Source organism: Prevotella sp. KH2C16 (genome assembly GCF_900113305.1).
GTDB lineage: Bacteria > Bacteroidota > Bacteroidia > Bacteroidales > Bacteroidaceae > Prevotella.
In genome coordinates this window covers 81,920-102,524 of record NZ_FOOW01000005.1, presented here as the reverse complement: position 1 = coordinate 102,524, position 20,605 = coordinate 81,920, and the positions used below count along the sequence as shown (strand labels likewise).

Annotated in this window: 13 protein-coding genes and 2 tRNA genes; 8 read left to right on the top strand and 7 right to left on the bottom strand. The window is 42.9% G+C overall.

Going from position 1 to position 20,605, the window contains the following annotated elements; translation table 11 throughout:
• The first annotated feature begins 29 nt into the window (after nucleotides 1-29).
• Nucleotides 30-2,216, top strand: a complete 2,187-nt coding sequence (locus BM114_RS05160) for a tetratricopeptide repeat protein (RefSeq protein ID WP_092111105.1) — start codon at nucleotides 30-32, stop codon at nucleotides 2,214-2,216.
• Between the two features lie 39 nt (nucleotides 2,217-2,255).
• On the opposite strand, the gene rho is transcribed toward BM114_RS05160, so the two are convergent.
• The 3 genes from rho to BM114_RS05145 all read right to left on the bottom strand — a co-directional run bounded on the left by rho (nucleotide 2,256) and on the right by BM114_RS05145 (nucleotide 11,351).
• On the bottom strand, nucleotides 2,256-4,208 hold the full coding sequence (rho, locus tag BM114_RS05155; RefSeq protein WP_092111103.1) for a transcription termination factor Rho: 1,953 nt from the start codon (nucleotides 4,206-4,208) through the stop codon (nucleotides 2,256-2,258).
• A gap of 165 nt (nucleotides 4,209-4,373) precedes the next feature.
• Nucleotides 4,374-6,143 carry a 30S ribosomal protein S1 gene (rpsA, locus tag BM114_RS05150; protein WP_092111288.1) on the bottom strand — a complete coding sequence of 590 codons (1,770 nt, stop codon included), beginning with the start codon at nucleotides 6,141-6,143 and terminating at the stop codon, nucleotides 4,374-4,376.
• Between the two features lie 948 nt (nucleotides 6,144-7,091).
• Complete coding sequence (locus BM114_RS05145) at nucleotides 7,092-11,351, bottom strand: translocation/assembly module TamB domain-containing protein (protein WP_255406434.1); 4,260 nt, start codon at nucleotides 11,349-11,351, stop codon at nucleotides 7,092-7,094.
• Nucleotides 11,352-11,661: 310 nt separating this feature from the next.
• Here BM114_RS05145 and BM114_RS05140 point away from each other — a divergent pair, with 310 nt between their 5' ends.
• From BM114_RS05140 to nqrF, 6 genes are read left to right on the top strand one after another with little or no spacing between them, the layout of a single operon-like run.
• On the top strand, nucleotides 11,662-13,011 hold the full coding sequence (locus BM114_RS05140) for a Na(+)-translocating NADH-quinone reductase subunit A (protein WP_092111097.1): 1,350 nt from the start codon (nucleotides 11,662-11,664) through the stop codon (nucleotides 13,009-13,011).
• Between the two features lie 4 nt (nucleotides 13,012-13,015).
• Entirely contained in the window at nucleotides 13,016-14,167 is a 1,152-nt protein-coding gene (locus tag BM114_RS05135; RefSeq protein ID WP_092111095.1) for an NADH:ubiquinone reductase (Na(+)-transporting) subunit B, read from the top strand.
• A gap of 13 nt (nucleotides 14,168-14,180) precedes the next feature.
• Nucleotides 14,181-14,882: an NADH:ubiquinone reductase (Na(+)-transporting) subunit C gene (gene nqrC / locus BM114_RS05130; RefSeq protein ID WP_092111285.1), complete on the top strand. Its 702-nt coding sequence runs from the start codon at nucleotides 14,181-14,183 to the stop codon at nucleotides 14,880-14,882.
• A gap of 2 nt (nucleotides 14,883-14,884) precedes the next feature.
• Entirely contained in the window at nucleotides 14,885-15,514 is a 630-nt protein-coding gene (locus BM114_RS05125; protein WP_092111093.1) for an NADH:ubiquinone reductase (Na(+)-transporting) subunit D, read from the top strand.
• A complete protein-coding gene (nqrE, locus tag BM114_RS05120; RefSeq protein ID WP_092111091.1) occupies nucleotides 15,514-16,122 on the top strand; it encodes an NADH:ubiquinone reductase (Na(+)-transporting) subunit E in 609 nt (202 codons plus the stop codon). Before BM114_RS05125 ends, nqrE begins: the two co-directional genes overlap by 1 nt.
• Nucleotides 16,123-16,131: 9 nt before the next feature.
• Nucleotides 16,132-17,400, top strand: a complete 1,269-nt coding sequence (nqrF, locus tag BM114_RS05115; protein ID WP_092111089.1) for an NADH:ubiquinone reductase (Na(+)-transporting) subunit F — start codon at nucleotides 16,132-16,134, stop codon at nucleotides 17,398-17,400.
• Nucleotides 17,401-17,522: 122 nt separating this feature from the next.
• Here the strand turns inward: nqrF and BM114_RS05110 are convergent.
• The 4 genes from BM114_RS05110 to BM114_RS05095 all read right to left on the bottom strand — a co-directional run bounded on the left by BM114_RS05110 (nucleotide 17,523) and on the right by BM114_RS05095 (nucleotide 18,685).
• Nucleotides 17,523-17,594, bottom strand: a tRNA-Glu gene (locus tag BM114_RS05110).
• Between the two features lie 29 nt (nucleotides 17,595-17,623).
• Nucleotides 17,624-17,710: transfer RNA gene (locus tag BM114_RS05105), tRNA-Ser, on the bottom strand.
• A gap of 173 nt (nucleotides 17,711-17,883) precedes the next feature.
• Complete coding sequence (gene rlmH / locus BM114_RS05100) at nucleotides 17,884-18,354, bottom strand: 23S rRNA (pseudouridine(1915)-N(3))-methyltransferase RlmH (RefSeq protein WP_092111087.1); 471 nt, start codon at nucleotides 18,352-18,354, stop codon at nucleotides 17,884-17,886.
• Nucleotides 18,326-18,685 carry a DUF4491 family protein gene (locus BM114_RS05095; RefSeq protein WP_092111085.1) on the bottom strand — a complete coding sequence of 120 codons (360 nt, stop codon included), beginning with the start codon at nucleotides 18,683-18,685 and terminating at the stop codon, nucleotides 18,326-18,328. Before BM114_RS05095 ends, rlmH begins: the two co-directional genes overlap by 29 nt.
• A 123-nt stretch (nucleotides 18,686-18,808) precedes the next feature.
• Between BM114_RS05095 and BM114_RS05090 the strand changes: the two genes are divergently transcribed.
• Nucleotides 18,809-20,557 carry a phospho-sugar mutase gene (locus tag BM114_RS05090; RefSeq protein WP_092111083.1) on the top strand — a complete coding sequence of 583 codons (1,749 nt, stop codon included), beginning with the start codon at nucleotides 18,809-18,811 and terminating at the stop codon, nucleotides 20,555-20,557.
• Nucleotides 20,558-20,605 lie beyond the last annotated feature (48 nt).

Below are 20,605 nucleotides of genomic sequence, written 5' to 3'. Positions count from 1 at the left end.
AAAGAAGGATCCGAAAGTCATTAACAACAATGAATACGAAACTTAAAGATAATCTCAGGACATTTCTTCGTGCAAACTATCGCTGCAAGGATCTCATCAGAATCATCATGCAGCTCTCGGAGGAGGAACATATTCATGACATACGCCACCAAATAGAGCGCGTTTCTGAAGATTACGAGCGTATGTTAGATTTCATGCGCGAGGGATATCAGGACCCAGAGCGTGGCATATTATATCACAAGCTCTTCACGAAGGCAACGGATATAGGGCTTGACCTCTATAAACGGCTTGACATGCAGACGCGTCCCTCATTTCTCAGGGCTCAGAGCCGTGTTTCCGGCGGAGATTTCTCGCACGAGGCAATTCAGTCGGTCATGGAGGACATGGTTACTGATCTCGCAATGCTAAGCCTCGAAACGGAAAAAGGGAAAGAACAAAAGCAGGCAGACATCTTTGACGCCCACCAAAAGAAAATGAGCAGAATCTTTGATCATATCCTTGTTTCTGACGGATGGACGGAAGCTGACTCCCAATTTTACACCGAACTCATTTTGTCGCCAGCTATAGAGTCTAATGATGCCCAGACGCTCGTAAGTGCTATAAGTCTTAGCGGTTCGCAGTATTTCGATTTCCAGAAAAACAAATCTTTGGCTGATATTTATCTAAAAACAACTGACAAATATGTTCGGCAGAGGGCATTAGTAGGATGGATTTTCTCATTGGATGATGGCTTCCCGGCTTACGAACAAGAACTGAAAGTATTGTGTGAAACGATCTGTAAATCAGAATCAAACACACAAGACTTATTCGAGCTCCAGAAACAATTCTATTATTGTAATAATACACAGATTGACAGCGACCGCATTCAAAACGAGATTATGGGAGACCTTATGAAAAACCCAAATCTCAAGTTTACTCGGTTCGGCATAGAAGAAAATGAGGATTCTTTGAACGGCATCTTGCATCCAGATGCTTCCGAGAAGGCCATGGAGGAGGTGGAAGATGCCATGAGAAAACTTACCGACATGCAGAATCAAGGCATGGACATATATTTCGGGGGCTTCAGCCATATGAAACGCTATTCCTTCTTTTATGACCTGAGCAACTGGTTCGTACCTTTTTATATAGAGCACCCTGACTTGAAACGGGCCAATACGAAATTACAGAACATATCATTCATGAAGAACCTGCTCGAAAAAGGACCATTTTGCGATAGCGATAAGTATTCGTTTGCACTGGCTCTCTCTTCTACAATTGATATGATTCCCGATAATGTCAAGGAAATGCTGAACAATCCGGATGCCACTTTCGGTGGTATGACAGTTGACAATACGGAGTCTTCTGCATACATCCGGAGAATGTATCTGCAGGATTTTTACAGATTCTTCAATCTCTATACAGATAATCGGGATTTCAAGAATAGCTTCTATAGTCCTAATGGAGAAACCCGGGAGTTTATGTGTAGCAGATTATTTCAAGCTACGGGACTTCCAAAATACAACCTGAAAATGATTTCTTTTCTGAGAAAAAGTTTCAGGCCAAAAGAAAGTGTACTATATGATTTCATCCATGCATATCCCGATAAAGAAGAAGCAAAATACTTGATTGCCATGGGAATCCTCGCTTCTAATAATTCCTGGGGAGATTCATCATCTTACTTCCGGAAGGCATTGGAACTTGAACCGGATAACGAACAGGCCCTCAAGGGACTTGCCCGGGCGGAGTTGAGAGAGGGAGATGCTGAAGAGGCTGCCACCCTTTACGCTAAACTCATGCTGCTTCATCCCGAAAGGAAATCGTATGAAATTAATCATTCCCTGGCTCTTGTTAAGTGCGGGAACTATGATTCTGCCCTGAATACCCTCTATCGATTAAATTTAGAGAATCCTGATGATGGTAATGTAAACCGGGCATTAGGGTGGGGACTGCTATGCAAAGGAAGCGCACAACAAGCTTATGATATTTATAAAAACCTGATAGAGAAAGGCAACATAGCCATGGATGACTATCTGAATATGGGCTATGCCGCATGGGGACTTCATAATATACGAGAAGCAGCCAGACTTTTTAAGATATACAGCGATGACCCCCATAGCGGAGTGGACAATGAGACCTTGCTCACACAGGCATTTGAAGAAGACGAACAGATTCTTTCGACTTACAACATAGACAAAATAGAGAGATTCTTAATGATAGAAATCGCAACACAGGCATAATTATTAAGGGCTGCTCTGATGAGCAGCCCTTAGTATGTCTTACGAATTCATCGACAAAAGAAATTCCTCATTATCACGGGTGTGAATCATCCTGTCATGTATCGTATTCATGGCTTCTATAGGATTCATGTCGCTAATATACTTACGCAAGATCCACATACGGTCAAGCGTGGTCTTATCCTGCAGCAAATCATCGCGGCGAGTACTTGATGCAACAAGGTTTACAGATGGGAATATACGCTTGTTCGACAAAGAACGGTCAAGCTGGAGTTCCATATTTCCCGTGCCCTTGAATTCCTCGAAGATAACTTCATCCATCTTGCTACCCGTATCGATTAAGGCGGTCGCAATAATTGTCAGCGAGCCTCCACCTTCGATATTACGAGCCGCACCGAAGAAACGCTTCGGTTTCTGAAGTGCATTGGCGTCAACACCTCCCGTCAGTACTTTGCCGGATGCGGGGCTGACGGTATTGTAGGCGCGTGCCAATCGGGTGATGGAATCAAGGAAGATCACCACATCATGACCGCATTCTACCATGCGCTTAGCTTTCTCAAGCACAATACCCGTTATCTTCACATGGCGCTCCGCAGGCTCATCAAAAGTAGACGCAATAACCTCAGCTTTCACAGTACGCGCCATATCTGTAACCTCCTCGGGACGCTCATCGATGAGCAGCATCATTAAATATGCTTCTGGATGATTTGCTGCAATTGCGTTGGCAATATCTTTCATCAAGATGGTCTTACCTGTTTTGGGCTGAGCCACGATTAACGCACGCTGGCCTTTACCAATAGGAGAGAAGAGATCGACGATGCGGGTGGAGAGGTTTGTTGTCGCCCGGTCGCCACAAAGAGTAAACTTTTCATCAGGGAAAAGTGGGGTAAGGTGTTCGAAAGGTATGCGATCGCGAACCTCAGAAGGCTCTCTTCCATTAATTTTGTCAATACTTGTAAGCGGGAAATACTTCTCACCGTCATGTGGTGGCCGGACATGGCACTGGATAACATCTCCAGTTTTTAGTCCATAATGTTTTATCTGGTTCCCAGAAACATAAATGTCATCAGGAGAAGAAAGATAGTTATAATCACTTGAACGCAGGAAGCCATAGCCATCGGGCATTATCTCAAGAACTCCATTGGCCGTTACAATATCAGAAAAGTCATATGCATTGGCAACCATAGGGGCTACTACCGGAGTCTGATAGGCTGACATTGGAATGGGTCCTGGTACTGTAGGCCGATCGAACATGTCATATGTGGGAACTGCTCCTTGGTCCTCAATCGGGAGGTCTACCGTTACAATGAAATCGGTTCCGTCACCAGGATCACCTCCCCAAACCTCATCTTCTATCGCATCACGCTGCTCCTCTACATTATTCTGGTTATGCGCATTGATCTTCTCCTGAAGCTGAGCGAGCAAACCTTCCCCCTCGGTCTCCTCGTTTTCCGATTCTACGCCAGATGCGAACTGTGCTTCAGGAACAAAAGAATCGCCCCGAGTGTCTTCTTCCACAGCAGGAACAGTTTCTTCTGTCGTTTCTACGGATTCCTTGCCAACAGTTTCTACCTCTGTCGGTGTGATAAGTTTTGGGGCGCGCTTTGTCTTTCTAACCCTGCCTTTTGAAACTGCCACGGGCACCTCCTTCTCTGGAGAAGGTATTTCCGATGAGTCTTCTGAAGCTGAAGTAATCTCATCTTTAAACAAGGGAGTTTCTTCTACTGCAGGTTTTTTCTTCTTCAGATCATAATTCTCTCCTTCTTTGCCCTTTACGGAATACACCCGGTCTACCTCCTTTTTCACGATGCGAGCGCGGTGTTTCTTCGCCGCAGATAATGGATTCTTATTGCTTTCATCCTCGGCTTGTTTGTCCAGAATGGCATAAGCAATATCCTCAATTGTTGCATCTGGGGCAGAATCTATACCAAGTTTTTTTACAATATCTTCCAACTCAGAGATACTCTTAGATAATAATTCGTCTTTGCTATACATATATTAGTATAATATAATGAATGTTTGTTGAATGATGCTGCTTCCAGAACAGAAGCAGTAGTCGCTAAAAACTGGATACAAAGATACAAATAGTTATTGAGAGTACCAAAAAAAAGCCCGCTTTTTTGAAGCGAGCTTTTATTTAATAAAATGCTATAGGATTAATTATTCACCTTTTTCCATTTTTGCCTTGAGGTCTGCGAGCACATCAAGATCACCAAGAGATGTACCAGCCGCAACATTATTAACCACAGGTGCATCGCTCTTCTTAGCAGAATGCTTATGCACAGGCTTAACATCCTCCTTAACATCCTCGAATGTACGAGAGTGGGAGAGGATTATGCGGCGTGTCTCCTTCGCGAATTCAATTACCTTGAAAGAAAGTTCTTCGCCGAGCTTGGCCTGAGAACCGTCTTCTTTCTGGAGATGTTTAGGAGTAGCGAAACCTTCACCTCCTTCATTCAAGGTTATGACAGCCCCCTTGTCCATCATCTCCGTAATCTTACCTTGATGGACGGAACCAGGAGTATATATTGTCTCGTATGTATCCCAAGGATTATCCTCCAGTTGCTTGTGTCCAAGGCTCAAGCGACGGTTCTCCTTGTCTATTTCAAGAACTACCACCTCTATTTCAGCCCCAACTTGAGTGAACTCTGACGGATGCTTCACTTTCTTGGTCCAAGAGAGATCAGAAATATGAATCAATCCGTCAACACCCTCTTCAAGTTCTACGAAAATACCAAAGTTGGTAAAATTGCGAACCTTTGCGGTATGTTTGCTTCCAACAGGATATTTTTCCTCAATATTTTCCCATGGGTCTTCCTTCAGCTGCTTAATGCCAAGACTCATCTTACGCTCTTCACGGTCGAGGGTCAAGATCACGGCTTCAACCTCGTCGCCTACATGCATGAACTCCTGAGCCGAACGCAAATGCTGACTCCATGACATTTCCGATACATGAATCAGGCCTTCTACGCCTGGCTGAATTTCTACGAAAGCTCCATAATCAGCAATAACGACAACCTTGCCCTTAACATGGTCGCCAACCTTCAGATCTGCATCAAGGGCATCCCATGGATGTGGTGTCAGTTGTTTCAGGCCGAGGGCGATGCGCTTCTTTTCCTCATCAAAATCCAAGATTACGACATTGATCTTCTGATCGAGGGCAACAACCTCATGGGGATCACTTACGCGGCCCCAAGAGAGATCCGTAATATGAATCAATCCGTCAACTCCGCCAAGATCTACGAACACGCCATAAGAAGTGATATTCTTAACGGTACCCTCAAGTACCTGACCCTTCTCAAGCTTAGAAATAATTTCCTTCTTCTGGGCTTCCATCTCGGCTTCAATAAGAGCCTTGTGAGAAACAACTACATTACGGAACTCCTGATTGATCTTGACAACCTTGAATTCCATGGTCTTGCCTACAAACTGGTCGTAGTCGCGAATAGGATGTACATCTATCTGGCTGCCTGGAAGGAATGCCTCTATACCAAATACATCAACGATCATGCCACCCTTTGTACGGCACTTAATGTATCCTTGAACAATCTCGTCATTATCGAGAGCTGCATTAACACGATCCCAGCTTTTTTCGAGCCGTGCCTTCTTGTGAGAAAGCACCAGCTGTCCCTTCTTGTCCTCTTGATTTTCTACATAGACCTCTACCTTGTCGCCAACTTTAAGGTCTGGGTTGTAACGAAATTCAGATGCAGGAATAATGCCATCACTCTTGTAGCCGATGTTGACGACAACTTCTTTCTTATCTACTGAAATAACTGTACCCTCAACGGTCTGATGCTCAGAAATCTTATTGAGAGTCTCATCATAGGCCTTCTCGAGGTCCTCTTTGCTGACATTTACATTTGCCCCATTTTCAAACTCTTCCCAATTGAAGTCCTGTAATGGTTCAATGTTATTGAAATCTGCCATAAAATAATTAAAATGATTAAACTTAATAAAGTTAGACTTTATGTGAATTAACTCGCGACATGGCTCTAATTGCCAAATCAGGTGCAAAGGTACTGTTTTTCAAACAGATATCCGTCTGAAAACACGGGTAAAATTCACCTTTTAAATAAAATTAACAATAGCGGACCCAAGGTGGATTCTAGAAACAAGGACAGAACCAGCGAAGAGTACCCTTAACTATCGCATTTTCCTGATGGAAGTGCAAATCGTAGTAATGTATGAATTCCCCGAAATTGCTTAAGTATACTTTGTGATGGTGTGTAATAGGCCACAGTCACTTGACGGTGTAATCAAAGACCAAACCGCGAGAAGAGGGTGGGAGATAAGCAAAACTACAGTGTCTACTTAAAAATCGTTACTGAATAATTATGCATTTTGCATAAGGGCTTCTGAAAAAAGGGTGGCTTCATGTGGTGAACCCCACCTTCCGTGAGCTTCTTGTGGCGCATTTATAGGCTCAAGTTTTCTTTTTCTTTACAAATGGACATCATTTCTTTAGAGGGGAAGCTATGATGGCAAGACTAAAAAGCCGTCTTCGGCAATGCTTTTGGCGGCTTTCGGGCCAATAGCCGACGGCTTTCTACATTCCTTGAAGCCGTTAAAAGGCTTCGGAAAGGCATTTTTCATTCGCCATTATGGTAATTTCCGAATAATTATTCTATAAAAAGCGTATATGCAGTTTGTCAGTTCAACGAAAAGTCTTTAGAGGTTACGAATTGAAACCTGGATAAAATTTGGGAGATAGTCAAACATTTGTTTTATCAAATAAAGATTTCTGAAATAAGGTCAACTCTTGATTTTCCTTAGGATAGAAATGACTTCCTCTTATAAAATCAAACTTATTATACGGCCCCTCCAGAGACAGAAAACAGGAGAGGACTCTATCGGGAGTTTTTTAGTAAACCTTAATCACTTTATTCTGGGATTTTGTTTTTTCTTCCGGGATATTCCCCATAAATCTTTCCAATTAGAGAAGTCTTTCTTAATTATGAATCCCAGTCCCTGTGTGTTCAGGCTGTTGCGAGTGAAATATCTATCATTGGTTTGGTTATAAACCCTGATGGCAAAGTCTCCATTCGGCACGATGAGGTATCTCAAGTCAAAGTCTCCGATAAAACTCGTCGTCGCATTCGCATTATCCCGATATCCAAATTGCCCGTTGAACAAGAGTCTGTTGTTTAGCAAATGACCACTTAATATGCCTTCGTATTCCGCATTGTTAAAGCCTTCTGTCCCCGTTGAGATGTTCGCGCCTAAATTCCAATTACTGTTATTGACAACACTCTTCAGGACATTATTCAACTGCTGGCTTAGCTGACCGCTCAGAATACTTTGCATGGCCAATGATGTTTCGCTCTGCTGGGTGGAGGTGCCCTCGGCAACGGCGTTATTGTTTCCCTGGGAATAGAATCGGCCGATGGCTAAAAGATACAGAACCTGCTGATTCATCTCCTCCTCGCTATTAATGAGGTTCATTACCATCTGCTTTGCCTCACTATTCACGGTGGGCAAGTCTAAGCCAAAGTCAATTTGGGGAGATGCCGGAGTACCCGTAATATTCATGAGGCAGTTTACCCGGATATTGTTATTCGAGAATGACCGGCCAATGTTCAAATCTGCAAGGCTTACCCCGTTTACCGTATATTTTGCCTTTAAATTTAAAGCTGCATTATAGGCATCTCCGCCAAAAACAATACGACTCCCTTCCTGAAACTCAAAATTGCGACTGATGACATTCTGGATGGTGAGCTTGTAAGTCCCATAATCCACATCATAGTTACCAAACATGTCAAATGCCCCTTTATTATAATAGGTCGCACGAATGGCACCTTTCCCATACAGAGAAATCATGTCGCCTGACTCCTGATCCATGAGCACGCGCAGATTTAAGTTCGGATTACTGTTGATAAGAAAATTCAAATGAATGTCTGTTGGAATGCTTATAGCGGTGCTTTCCGATTGCAAGGGGCGGTTTTCCCCCACGGAATCTATCTGGAGAGAATCATTCCTGTCCCTCCAATGAATAAAAGTCTGGTTGCTAATCGCCGCCGGACTTGCCGCATTATAGACTATAAACGAGCCCTTCTCAGGGGTGGCATTAATATTAAAGTCCAGACTTCCACTACGGCCAGCAATATCACAAGTGCCCGTCGCATAAACAGTCCCGTAGAATGAGTCTGAGCCAAACTCATGAAAGTCATAAGCCAACAAATTATCGACGGAGAGATTCAGATCGTATGTTAAATTTGTAAGTGCTTTATGATGTAATGCCCCGTTCACGACACCATAGTGCCCTCTGTGATCCAAGATGGAATCGTTTGAAAATACAATTTCATTCGGAATCATCGTAATCGTATCATTTTTCAGAATGTATACAGTATTCAGTGGTGTGATGCCAACCGTTCCATTCGCTACAAGCTTTCCTGTCAGGTTCACCTCGTCTAAAGCTCCTATAACTCGACAAGCTCCATTTGCATGCACATTGACATCCCGCATAAAGCTCCCACAGAAGCCCTCCAGAAATTCACACCTCGTATTCTGTGCCTTAATGCCCAAATCGATATAATTCTTTTGCGGCGACACATACCCCTTGATTAATGTGCGACTGTTATCCTCATCGTATGCAATCCCATCGATATCAATCTGCCGCTCTCTATTATTCAGATTTACATCGGCAGAGAGAATGCCCATACGGCCATCCTCAAAAGTAAAGTCTGACACCATCAAATTGGCATGAGCCTCCGGATTTTCAAAAACACCTGACAGATATGCATGCCCGGTAGCTTTCCCGCCAAATTCAACGGAATGGAAATTAAGCAAATTTAAAACATAATTCACATCAACTCCCTGCAAATCTATTCCTACTGTATCCTTAATGCTTTTCGTAGCAATTCCACTAACAATGACATGCTGGCTATTATGCTCGATGGCAAAGTGGTCAATAATGGCACGATTTTTACTATAGACTATATCTGACGGATTTATGGTCCATATACTGTCGCCGACATTGATATCAGATGTGTGAACCATGATGTGTGCAGCCGGCTCATTTCTCTCATTCCTGAAGAACTGGGTCTGTGTATCAAGAATCCCGGCATAATCTAAATCCCCTTTATTTTGAAACGAAAGCAAAGTCGCAAGTTTATTGTCTGCAGCACTTGCCTTAATAACCCAATTTGTAAAACCGCCTATTTTACTCATCTGCCGAAACTTGACATTGGCTATCAAGGTGTCATTGGGGCTGTTTATATCCAGATATCCTTGTTCATATAGGTTCCCCCTATACACAAATCGGGGCATCCTGAATACCAGATTCACCTTTTTCTCAGAATCATTAATATATCCCTCTATATGGGCAGGCTCATTCAATTCTAATGGGATATCCAACAATTTATTAAGCCAGTCAGAGCGGATTATAGTTGCATTGATGGAAAAACGGTTGTCATGCTTAGGAATATTGGTGGGAAGTCCGGGGAGGGTTGGCAATCTGTTACCTATCAAATCTGCGACACTACCGCCTATGGAAGCGTAATCAAACTTACCATACATCTGTACATTCCCAAAGTCGCTTGTCATTTCAATTTGTCGGCCATTCCCATCAGACGAAGATCGAATCGTTAAAGATGAAAGACTATAGGCATTTTCTCTTGATTCCATCGAGAAATTACGGATACTGATAATACCGTCTAATGAGTTCAGGCTTTTACCTGTCAGGTCTATATTAGTGTCAAAACTGAATATCGTGCCAGGATATTGATTTGTAAACTTTAAGGCAGAGGGGTTAAGGCGTCTAACTTGCGCGGTAATCTTGGTATAGGAATTTGAGCTATTTGTATTGAAGCTGCCTTGCAAATCAATTTTCCCATTAGGATCGTCTATTCCCAATGCGCCATTAAATAGCCCGTTGAGCAAAGTTCCATTTATCGTTAAATTCTTGTAACTATAGCCTTTGTAGTCAAACCTTTGAATTGTCCCGTTAGCCGTTAAACTGGGTATGGACTTAGCATTTAATATCCCTTTTACATCAAGATTTGTAGCTATTAATCCAAAATCATCATCAGGTAAAACCTTGCTCAGCCTAATACCATCCGTCTCAATATGCCCATTAAAGGTTGTCCCATGTTTGCCTAATGCAAGATTTGCACTTCCCACATCTGTTACAAGAATACCATTTACCGACAAATTCTTGTCAAAACCGCCGATTTCACCGCGATACTTAAGGCTTCCAATCCTGGTTAGTTCTTTAGGTAAATTTATTTTTTTCCTAAAATTCTCAGCTATCATATTTAGACCGTCAGAACTTATGGACAAATTTCCAACTGATACATTCCATCTGGGATTGTTCCCCCAATGGCTAATAGATCCATTCGCCTGCAATCTAAAGTCTCGATTCTGAGATTCCACTTCAATGTTTTTTACCCTTAACGAAGTACTTGTTCCTGAAAACGAAGAAGAGAGATTAAACGGAGTTTTGAAACCTTTCAGGGAATAGTCTAAACTCGAAAAGTCGCATAGAGCTATCTCTGAACCTGCAATTTCACCTTGATAAGTTAATGAGGGTAATTCCAACTTGTCATTATTATTAAATGCGTAATTTGCTGTTATCAAGTCTGCCCTCAGCCATGAATTGGGGAGCTCAAGGCGAAAATTGGCAAGCTCAGCCTTTGTCTTATTAGCAATCAATTTAAATTTAAGCAAATTCACATCCATCCCTTTTACTTCTTTAAATGCCATTTTATTTACATTCAAATTCAGGGAATCGTCTCTAAGTACATTCAAAATAAGATGTGCGCTGATATCTTTTATATCTATGTGCTGTAATGACAATGTGTTTGGGGACTCAGTGGTATATAGTTCATTATACTTTAGCTTTCCATTTCGAATAATCAAAGAATTGATGGCTAAGTCGAGCGGGGTATGAACTGTTGTATCCTTTGAAGCCAAAGAGTCTATAAGAAACTGGAAATTCGAATCTTCTTTTTCCGTTTCCTTATATAAATTAGCTTGTAAACCAAACAGCTGCACAGAGGAAATAGACACCCGGCCTTGTATAAAAGGCAACAAATCTACCTTTGCTGAGAGACGGGTAGCCTTCAACATCTGATAACCTTTCTGATCCTTTATCAAAAAATCATCTATGATAAAACGATTCAAAAAACCAATATCCACACGCCCAATATTAACGGCCGTTCCTAATTTCCGGGCTAATGAGTTGCTAACTTGGACAGCTATAAAATGCTGTACTGGCGGGAGATGCGTCAGTAAAACCAACAATAGATACAGACCAGCTATAGTCCATACTATACCTAATATTATATGCTTGAACTTCCTCAAAGGCAAGAATATGTGCCACAAAAGTACATTAATTTTATTGCAATAAAAAATAAATAACTAATTTTTCTTCCTTTTATAAGTATTTTTTGTTAATTTTGCAATCACATATGAAGAATAAAAATTCTTAAAATATAATCAATTAAATATGGCAAATGTTATTAAGTTGCGTAAGGGCTTAGACATTAAGCTAAAAGGCAAAGCCGTAAATGCCAAAATCAATCTTGAGAAGAGTGAAGAGTATGCACTTGTACCAGATGATTTCATAGGCATTTCTCCGAAAATAACCGTAAAAGAAGGAGACCATATAAAGGTTGGTGAAGCCTTGTTTGTCAACAAGTTCTATCCTTGCGTGAAGTTTGCTTCTCCTGTCAGTGGTACCATTACTGCAATTGTTAGAGGGGAGCGCCGCAAGATAGTTTGTGTCAAAGTAAAAGCTGATGCTCAGCAAGAATATGTAAACTTTGAGAAGAAAAATCCCTCTTTACTTGATGCCCAGGAAGTAAAGGATTCACTTCTCAAGGCTGGTCTGTTCGGCTACATCAATCAAATACCTTATGCTATATCGACTAATCCGGAAACAAAGCCAAAGGCCATTTTTGTTTCAGCGTTACGGGATATGCCTTTGGCTGGCGACTTCGAAATTGAACTGGAAGGGAACGAAGCCGAGTTCCAAGCCGGATTGACAGCTCTTAGCAGAGTTTCTAAAACTTATCTTGGCATTGGAGCCAAAGCTAAGGCAAAGGCACTAACTGCCGCTACTGATGTACAAATTACTATATTTGACGGTCCTTGCCCGGCAGGTAATGTTGGTATTCAAGTCAACCATTTAAATCCTGTAAATAAAGGTGAAGTTGTTTGGGTTGTAGACCCAACAGCCGTTATCTTCTTCGGTAGATTATTTCTTGAAGGGAAAGTTGATCTCACACGCACCATAGCCATCGCTGGAAGCGGAGTTACAAGTCCCCAATATGTTAACACGCTTGTTGGAACTCCATTGAAGTCTATATTAGAAGGCAATCTGGTACGAACCGACCACATTCGTATCATCAATGGAAATCCACTTACTGGAAGAAAGGCAAATACGGAAGACTATTTAGGAGCACATACTTCTGAAGTCTGCGTGATTCCTGAAGGAGATAATGCAGACGAGATATTAGGGTGGATTCTGCCCCGCACTAAGCAATTTTCTATAAGCAGAAGCTATTTTAGCTGGTTGCAAAAGGGGAAAGAATATGACCTTGATGCACGCATAAAGGGAGGGGAGCGCCACATGATTATGAGTGGAGAATACGACAAAGTCCTTCCTATGGACATTTATGCAGAGTATTTGATAAAAGCAATTATTGCCGGGGACATTGACAAGCAGGAAGAACTGGGCATTTATGAAATATCACCAGAAGATTTTGCGGTAGCCGAGTTTGTAGATAGTAGTAAGTTACCGCTGCAGGAAATCGTTCGGAAGGGATTGGATACATTGAGAAAAGAAAACGCTTAAGGATATGTGGCTTAAAAATTATTTTAACAAAATTAAACCGAACTTCGAGGAAGGTGGCAGACTTCATTCGCTTTGGAGCCTTTATACCGGGTTCGAGAGTTTCCTCTTCGTCTCCAATGAAACATCCAAGAGTGGAGTCTCTATCCATGATTCCATAGACTCCAAGCGCATCATGAGCCTTGTTGTAATAGCCCTAATGCCTGCTATGCTCTTCGGAATGTATAATATAGGCTACCAGAACTATACGGCTGCCGGAGTAGACAACATTCCATTTTGGAGTGCTTTTGCCTATGGACTACTTGCATTGTTACCCAAAATTCTGATAAGCTATATTGTCGGCCTCGGTATTGAATTTGCATGGGCTCAGTGGAAACATGAAGAAATACAAGAAGGGTACTTGGTTACAGGCATCCTGATTCCTTTGATAATCCCAGTCAATACCCCGTTATGGATATTGATACTGGCTATTGCATTTGCCGTTATCTTTGCAAAAGAGATTTTTGGCGGTACAGGGATGAACATCTTCAATGTAGCCATAGCTGCTCGCATGTTCCTTTTCTTTTCCTATTCAAATAAGATGACAGGGGATCAGGTATGGGTATCCACCGACACTATCTGCGGACTGGGACACACGCTTCCTGATGGCCTTACCTGTGCCACTCCTCTCAGTATGCTCATGCAAGGAGATATCGTACCATTTAATTGGAACATGGTAACTGGATTGATTCCCGGTTCCGTAGGGGAGACTTCCGTTATTGCGATTGCCATTGGGGCATTTATACTTTTATGGACAGGTATTGCTTCTTGGAAAACCATGGGAAGTGTTTTTGCCGGAGGCATTGTAATGGCATGTGTTTTCCAAGCTTTAGGGATGACAGAAATGCCATGGTGGCAACACATTATTCTTGGAGGATTCTGCTTTGGTGCTGTATTTATGGCAACCGACCCTGTTACGAGTGCCCGCACGGAAACGGGTAAATATATCTACGGATTATTCGTCGGCGCTCTTGCAATTATTGTCAGAGTAATGAATCCTGGATATCCAGAGGGAATGATGCTGGCCATCTTCTTTGGTAATATGTTTGCACCGCTTATTGACTATTGTGTGGTTCAGCGCAATATCACTCATCGTGCTAACCGTATCAGTAAAAAATAAGAAAGGATGGAATATGAAAACTAATTCTAATTCATATACGATTATCTATTCAGCCATTCTTGTGCTGATAGTTGCATTCCTGCTGGCTTTTGTCTCAAAGGGTCTGGAAGGGAAGCAAAATGCCAATATAGCTCTCGATAAAAAGAAACAAATACTCTATTCTCTTAATATTCGTAACATAACGAATGAAGAGGCTGAAGCTCAATATAAAAAGGTAGTGGAAGCTGACGAAATCATAGATGAGAACTATAAGATCCTCGCTCCTGGTGCAGCAGGTGGAGAAGATGATGGATTTTCCCTGAATAGCGCTGACCAGAAATCTGGCAAGCTGGCTCTGTTCTTGTGCACGGTTAACGGAAAACGCAAGTATGTAATACCCCTTTATGGGATGGGACTTTGGGGACCGATCTCTGGGTATATTTCCCTAAATGAAGACAAATGCACCGTTTACGGTGTCTATTTCAATCATGAAAGTGAGACTGCAGGCTTAGGGGCAGAGATCAAAGACAATCAGAGTTGGCAGGAGAAATTCCAAGGAAAAAAAATCTTCAAGGCGGGAGAAGCTAACTCTATAGCTATCTCTGTAAACAAGAAAGTAGATGACGCAACAACACAGGTGGACGCTGTTACCGGTGCAACACTTACTTCTAACGGAGTAACAGATATGCTACACTCCTGTCTAGAAAAGTATATGGTTTTCTTAAGTGATAAATAAACATGGAACTATTCAACAAACAAAATAGGGAGGCATTTACAGGACCTCTCAATCTGAACAATCCTATTATTGTCCAGGTACTCGGCATTTGCTCAGCACTCGCCGTAACCACTCAACTGAAGCCAGCCATCGTAATGGGATTGGCAGTTACAGTAATCACGGCATTCTCAAATGTAATCATTTCAGTTATCCGCAATACGATTCCAATGCGAATACGCATCATCGTACAGCTGGTAGTGGTTGCAGCATTGGTTACTATCGTGAGCCAAGTACTCAAAGCCTACAATTATGATGTGAGCGTACAGCTTTCTGTATATGTCGGATTAATCATTACTAACTGCATTCTCATGGGACGCCTTGAGGCTTTTGCGATGATAAACAAGCCTTGGCCTTCATTCCTTGACGGATTGGGCAACGGATTGGGATATGCAATGATTCTCGTCATTGTGGGTGCCGTCCGTGAATTCTTTGGGCGCGGCGGCCTACTTGGCTTCCAGATTATCCCGGATTCAGTATATCATGCCGGCTATATGAACAATGGTATGATGAGCATGCCGGCTATGGCACTCATTCTTTTGGGATGTGTTATTTGGGTACATCGTGCATATTTTTATAAGGAGGAGGATAAGTAATGGAGCATTTGATAAATTTATTCTTTCGCAGCATCTTTGTTGACAACATGATTTTTGCATTTTTCCTCGGAATGTGCTCATACTTGGCAGTCTCAAAGAATGTAAAAACCAGCCTTGGGCTTGGTGCCGCCGTTACTTTCGTACTTGTAGTTACAGTCCCTGTTGATTATCTACTGCAGACCAAAGTCTTAGATCCATTAGGGCTTTCATATTTAAGTTTTATACTCTTCATTGCCGTCATTGCCGCAATTGTGCAAATAGTTGAAATGGTAGTGGAGAAATATTCACCTTCACTTTATGGTGCCCTTGGAATCTTTCTGCCTCTCATTGCAGTAAACTGTGCCATTATGGGTGCCTCCCTTTTTATGCAGCAGCGCATCCACATGGATCCGAGCAGTAGCCAGTATATAGGCAATGTGATAGATGCTATTGTATATGCATTGGGTTCCGGCTTGGGATGGATGCTGGCAATTGTCTCCATGGGAGCTATTCGAGAGAAAATGCAATATAGTGATGTGCCCAAGCCTTTGAAAGGGCTTGGCATAACATTTATTACCGTAGGGCTCATGGCAATGGCTATGATGTGCTTTAGCGGACTTAAAATATAATGTACGATTATGGAACAATTTATTCTAAATAGTATTGTTGTATTCCTGGTTACCATCTTGCTTCTGGTGGTCATCCTGCTCATAGCTAAGAAATATCTGAGCCCGAGTGGGAATGTGAACATTAAGATTAATGACGACAGAACTATTAGTGTAGAGCAAGGTAATAGCCTAATGTCGACCTTAAACGAAAATGGCATCTACCTGTCTTCAGCTTGTGGGGGTAAGGCCAGCTGTGGTCAATGCAAAGTACAAATCCTTGAAGGTGGTGGGGAAATATTAGACTCAGAGCGTCCTCACTTCAGCCGTAAACAAATTAAGGAACATTGGCGTTTGGGATGCCAATGCAAAGTAAAAGGTGATTTGTCAATAAAGGTTCCGGAATCTATTCTTGGGGTCAAGGAATGGGAGTGTACCGTTATCTCCAACAGGAATGTTTCAAGCTTTATCAAGGAGTTTAAGGTCGCCTTGCCATCTGGAGAACATATGGACTTTGTGCCCGGTTCTTATGCTCAAATCAGAATACCTGCCTATGAGTGCATCGACTATGATAGGGATTTTGATAAAGACATGATAGGGAATGAGTACATCGGTACATGGCAGAATTTTAATCTTCTATCATTGAAAGCCCATAATTCCACACCGACGGTTCGTGCATACTCCATGGCCAATTATCCGGCAGAAGGCGATATCATTACTCTTACCGTACGCATAGCCTCAACACCTTTCCTTCCCCGGCCACAAGTAGGGTTTCAGAATGTGCCCACAGGCATAGGCTCATCCTATATATTCTCTCTCAAGCCCGGGGATAAAGTAATGATGAGTGGGCCTTACGGAGACTTCCATCCCCATTTTGATTCAAAAAGAGAGATGATCTGGATTGGTGGAGGAGCTGGCATGGCACCATTGCGCTCCCAAATCATGCATATGCTGAAAACTTTGCATACTCGCGACCGCGAGATGCACTTTTTCTACGGAGCCCGTGCATTGGTTGAGGCTTTCTTCCTTGAAGACTTCTGGAATTTGGAAAAGGAATATCCCAACTTTCATTTCCATTTGTCTTTAGACCGTCCTGACCCTAAGGCAGATGAAGCTGGAATTAAATATTATGCGGGATTTGCAGTTAACTGCATACGGGATACTTACTTAAAGGATCACGAAGCTCCAGAAGATTGCGAATACTACCTTTGTGGACCACCAATGCTGATAAAGACCGTTACAGATTACTTGGACAGCCTTGGAGTTGATTCTGATTCTATTCTATATGATGATTTTGGATAGCCTTATTCCCCGCCCGAAAAGAGCGGGGAATTCTTTTATTGCAAAGAGGATTGCAATCTATATCAAAAGAAGAGCGGAAACTATATTAAAGGAAAAGCGTTTCCTTGCCAGAAACGCTTTCGTAGTCGGTACGAGAATCGAACTCGTATGCCAAGATTGAGAATCTTGTATCCTAACCGTTAGATGAACCGACCGTTAGTGCATTTGGCGTCTTACCAGTCTGCGGAAGGAGGGGGATTCGAACCCCCGGTACGGTAACCCGCACGGCAGTTTAGCAAACTGCTGGTTTCAGCCACTCACCCATCCTTCCCGGGATTGTTTCCGATTTGCCAAGCATCGTTTCAAATGCGGTGCAAAGGTAAGGCTTTTATTTCAATCCTGCAAATCTTTTCTATGTTTTTTTGCTAAATAATTGATTTCCCTAAACAGACATGGGCTCCCAACAGACACGGCCGTTGGACAAAAATCCATACCTACGGAAGACTACTCATGGTGGTAAGGTTCCCCTTTTATAATTGTGCAAGCCCGGTAGAGTTGTTCCGTCAAAATCAATCTTACCATCTGATGAGGAAAAGTCAGAAGGGAAAGGCTCAACTTGCCGTTTGCACGATTATATACATCCTGAGAGAACCCATAAGGGCCGCCAATGATAAAAACCAGTTCGCGGACTGTGCGTTGTTTTTGTTGGAGCCATGATGCAAAGTCCACACTACGGAACTCCTCTCCATGCTCATCCAATAGGATTACGGTGTCAGAAGGAAGAAGCCGTCTCAAGATAAGTTCACCTTCCTTCTCTTTTTGCTGATTCTCCGAGAGGTTCTTTGTATTCTTCAATTCTGTAATTGTGATCACATCAAAAGGCATATAGTGATTTATACGCCCTACATAGTCTTCTATTCCTGCCGCCAAATGCTTGTTGGCGGTTTTACCGACAAGAATCAGTTTCGTTTTCATTTTCCCCGTCTGTCCAGAGTTTCACCTCATCCGGTTTCTTATAATAGTTCTTGCGTTTGGGATTCTTGGGAAACCAGCCCCGTTCACAGCGCTTCTTCTGTTCAAATATCTCACCTATCGACCACAGGCACGAAGCCCCGAATACGCCATGGAGGGCTGACACCAGTACATTCTCAATAGAGAAGGCCGCAAAGATAGCAAGGCATCCCAAGATCAAGAACACCCACCAGAGTCTGGTTCCAAAGTAATATTCCACCTTAATTACAATTGGATGAAACAATCCAATAATCAGGAAGGTAATGGTTGCTATTATGATGCCTGTAAAATACATCTTGTCCGGTTTATCGTAATTATGTGCAAAATTACTAAAAAAAGGGATAAAAGAGCTATAAAATCCCAATAAAAACATTATCTTTGCAAATATAATATTCTTCTTACAAACAATTTAATTAATATGGAAAATAACTCAGAACTTATTACTCAGTGTGAAGAGCGCGCCAAAGAATGGTTATCGCCATCTTTTGATGAACAGACTCGTAAAGAAGTTCAGGCCATGTTGGATAATGATGACAAGTCAGAACTTATCGATTCGTTCTATAAAAACCTGGAATTCGGAACGGGCGGGCTGCGCGGTATTATGGGAGCCGGTACCAACCGAATGAACATCTATATCGTGGGCATGGCCACCCAAGGCTTTGCCAATTATCTGAAGAAAAACTTTGCCGACCGCGACCAGATATCCGTTGTGGTCTGCCACGATTGCCGTAACAATAGTGATGTCTTTGCCCAGACTGTCGCAGACATCTTCTCCGCAAACGGCATCAAGGCATATATCTTTGAGGATATGCGTCCTACGCCGGAATGCTCTTATGCCATCCGCAAGCTGAAATGCCAGGCCGGCGTAAATGTAACGGCGAGCCATAACCCGAAAGAATATAATGGCTACAAGGCGTATTGGGAGGATGGTGCACAGGTTCTTGCACCTCACGATGTCGGCATTATCGAGGAGGTAAACAAGGTAAAGATAGAGGATGTCAAGTTTGAAGGCAACAAGAAGCTCATCCAAATTATCGGGGAAGATATTGACAAGCCTTATCTTGAAGATATCAAGACCTTGAGCATAGACCCGGAAGTCATCAAGCGCCAGCATGACTTGAAGATTGTCTATACCCCATTGCACGGAACCGGCATGACCATGATTCCCCGATCCCTGAAGTATTGGGGCTTTGACAATGTCCATTGCGTAAAGGAGCAGATGATAAAAGACGGCAATTTCCCGACCGTTGTGAGCCCGAACCCTGAGAACGGCGAGGCATTGACACTGGCAATCCGAGACGCGAAGGAGCTTGACGCCGACATCGTGATGGCTTCCGACCCGGACGCAGACCGTGTCGGCATGGCCTGCAAGAACGATAAGGGTGAATGGGTGCTCATAAACGGCAATCAGACCTGCCTGCTGTTCTTGTACTATATCATCACCAACCGCAAGAACAAAGGTCTGCTGAAGCCGACAGACTTTATCGTAAAGACGATTGTTACGACGGAAGTCATCAAGAAAATCGCGGACAAGAATCATATTGAGATGCGCGACTGCTACACCGGCTTCAAGTGGATTGCCCGCGAAATTCGCATTTCCGAGGGCAAACAGCAGTATATCGGCGGGGGAGAGGAGAGCTACGGATTCCTTGCAGAAGACTTCGTACGCGACAAGGATGCCGTATCGGCAATGAGCTTGCTGGCTGAAATCTGTGCCTATGCAAAAGACCAGGGCAAGACTCTCTATGACTTGCTGATGGATATCTATCTCGAATATGGCTTCTCCAAGGAGTTTACCATCAATGTGGTTCGTCCTGGAAAGACCGGAGCAGACGAGATCAAGCAGATGATGACCGATTTCCGCAACAATCCTCCCAAGGAGCTTGGGGGGGCCAAAGTGGTTTTGTGGAAAGATTATCAGACGCTCGAGGCTACACATGAAGACGGGAGCAAGACCAAACTCGACATGCCTGCGACAAGCAATGTGCTCCAGTGGTTCTGCGATGACGATACGAAGGTCAGCGTGCGGCCGTCTGGCACGGAGCCGAAGATTAAGTTCTACATAGAAGTAAAGGGCAAGATGAACTGTGCCGGCTGCTATACCCGCTGCGACAAAGAGGGAGCGGAGAAGGTTACGGCCATCAAAAGAAGTCTTGGACTTAACTAAGCCCGATACAAATTAAAACTCATATAAAGGAGCATTCTGGTCTGGGAT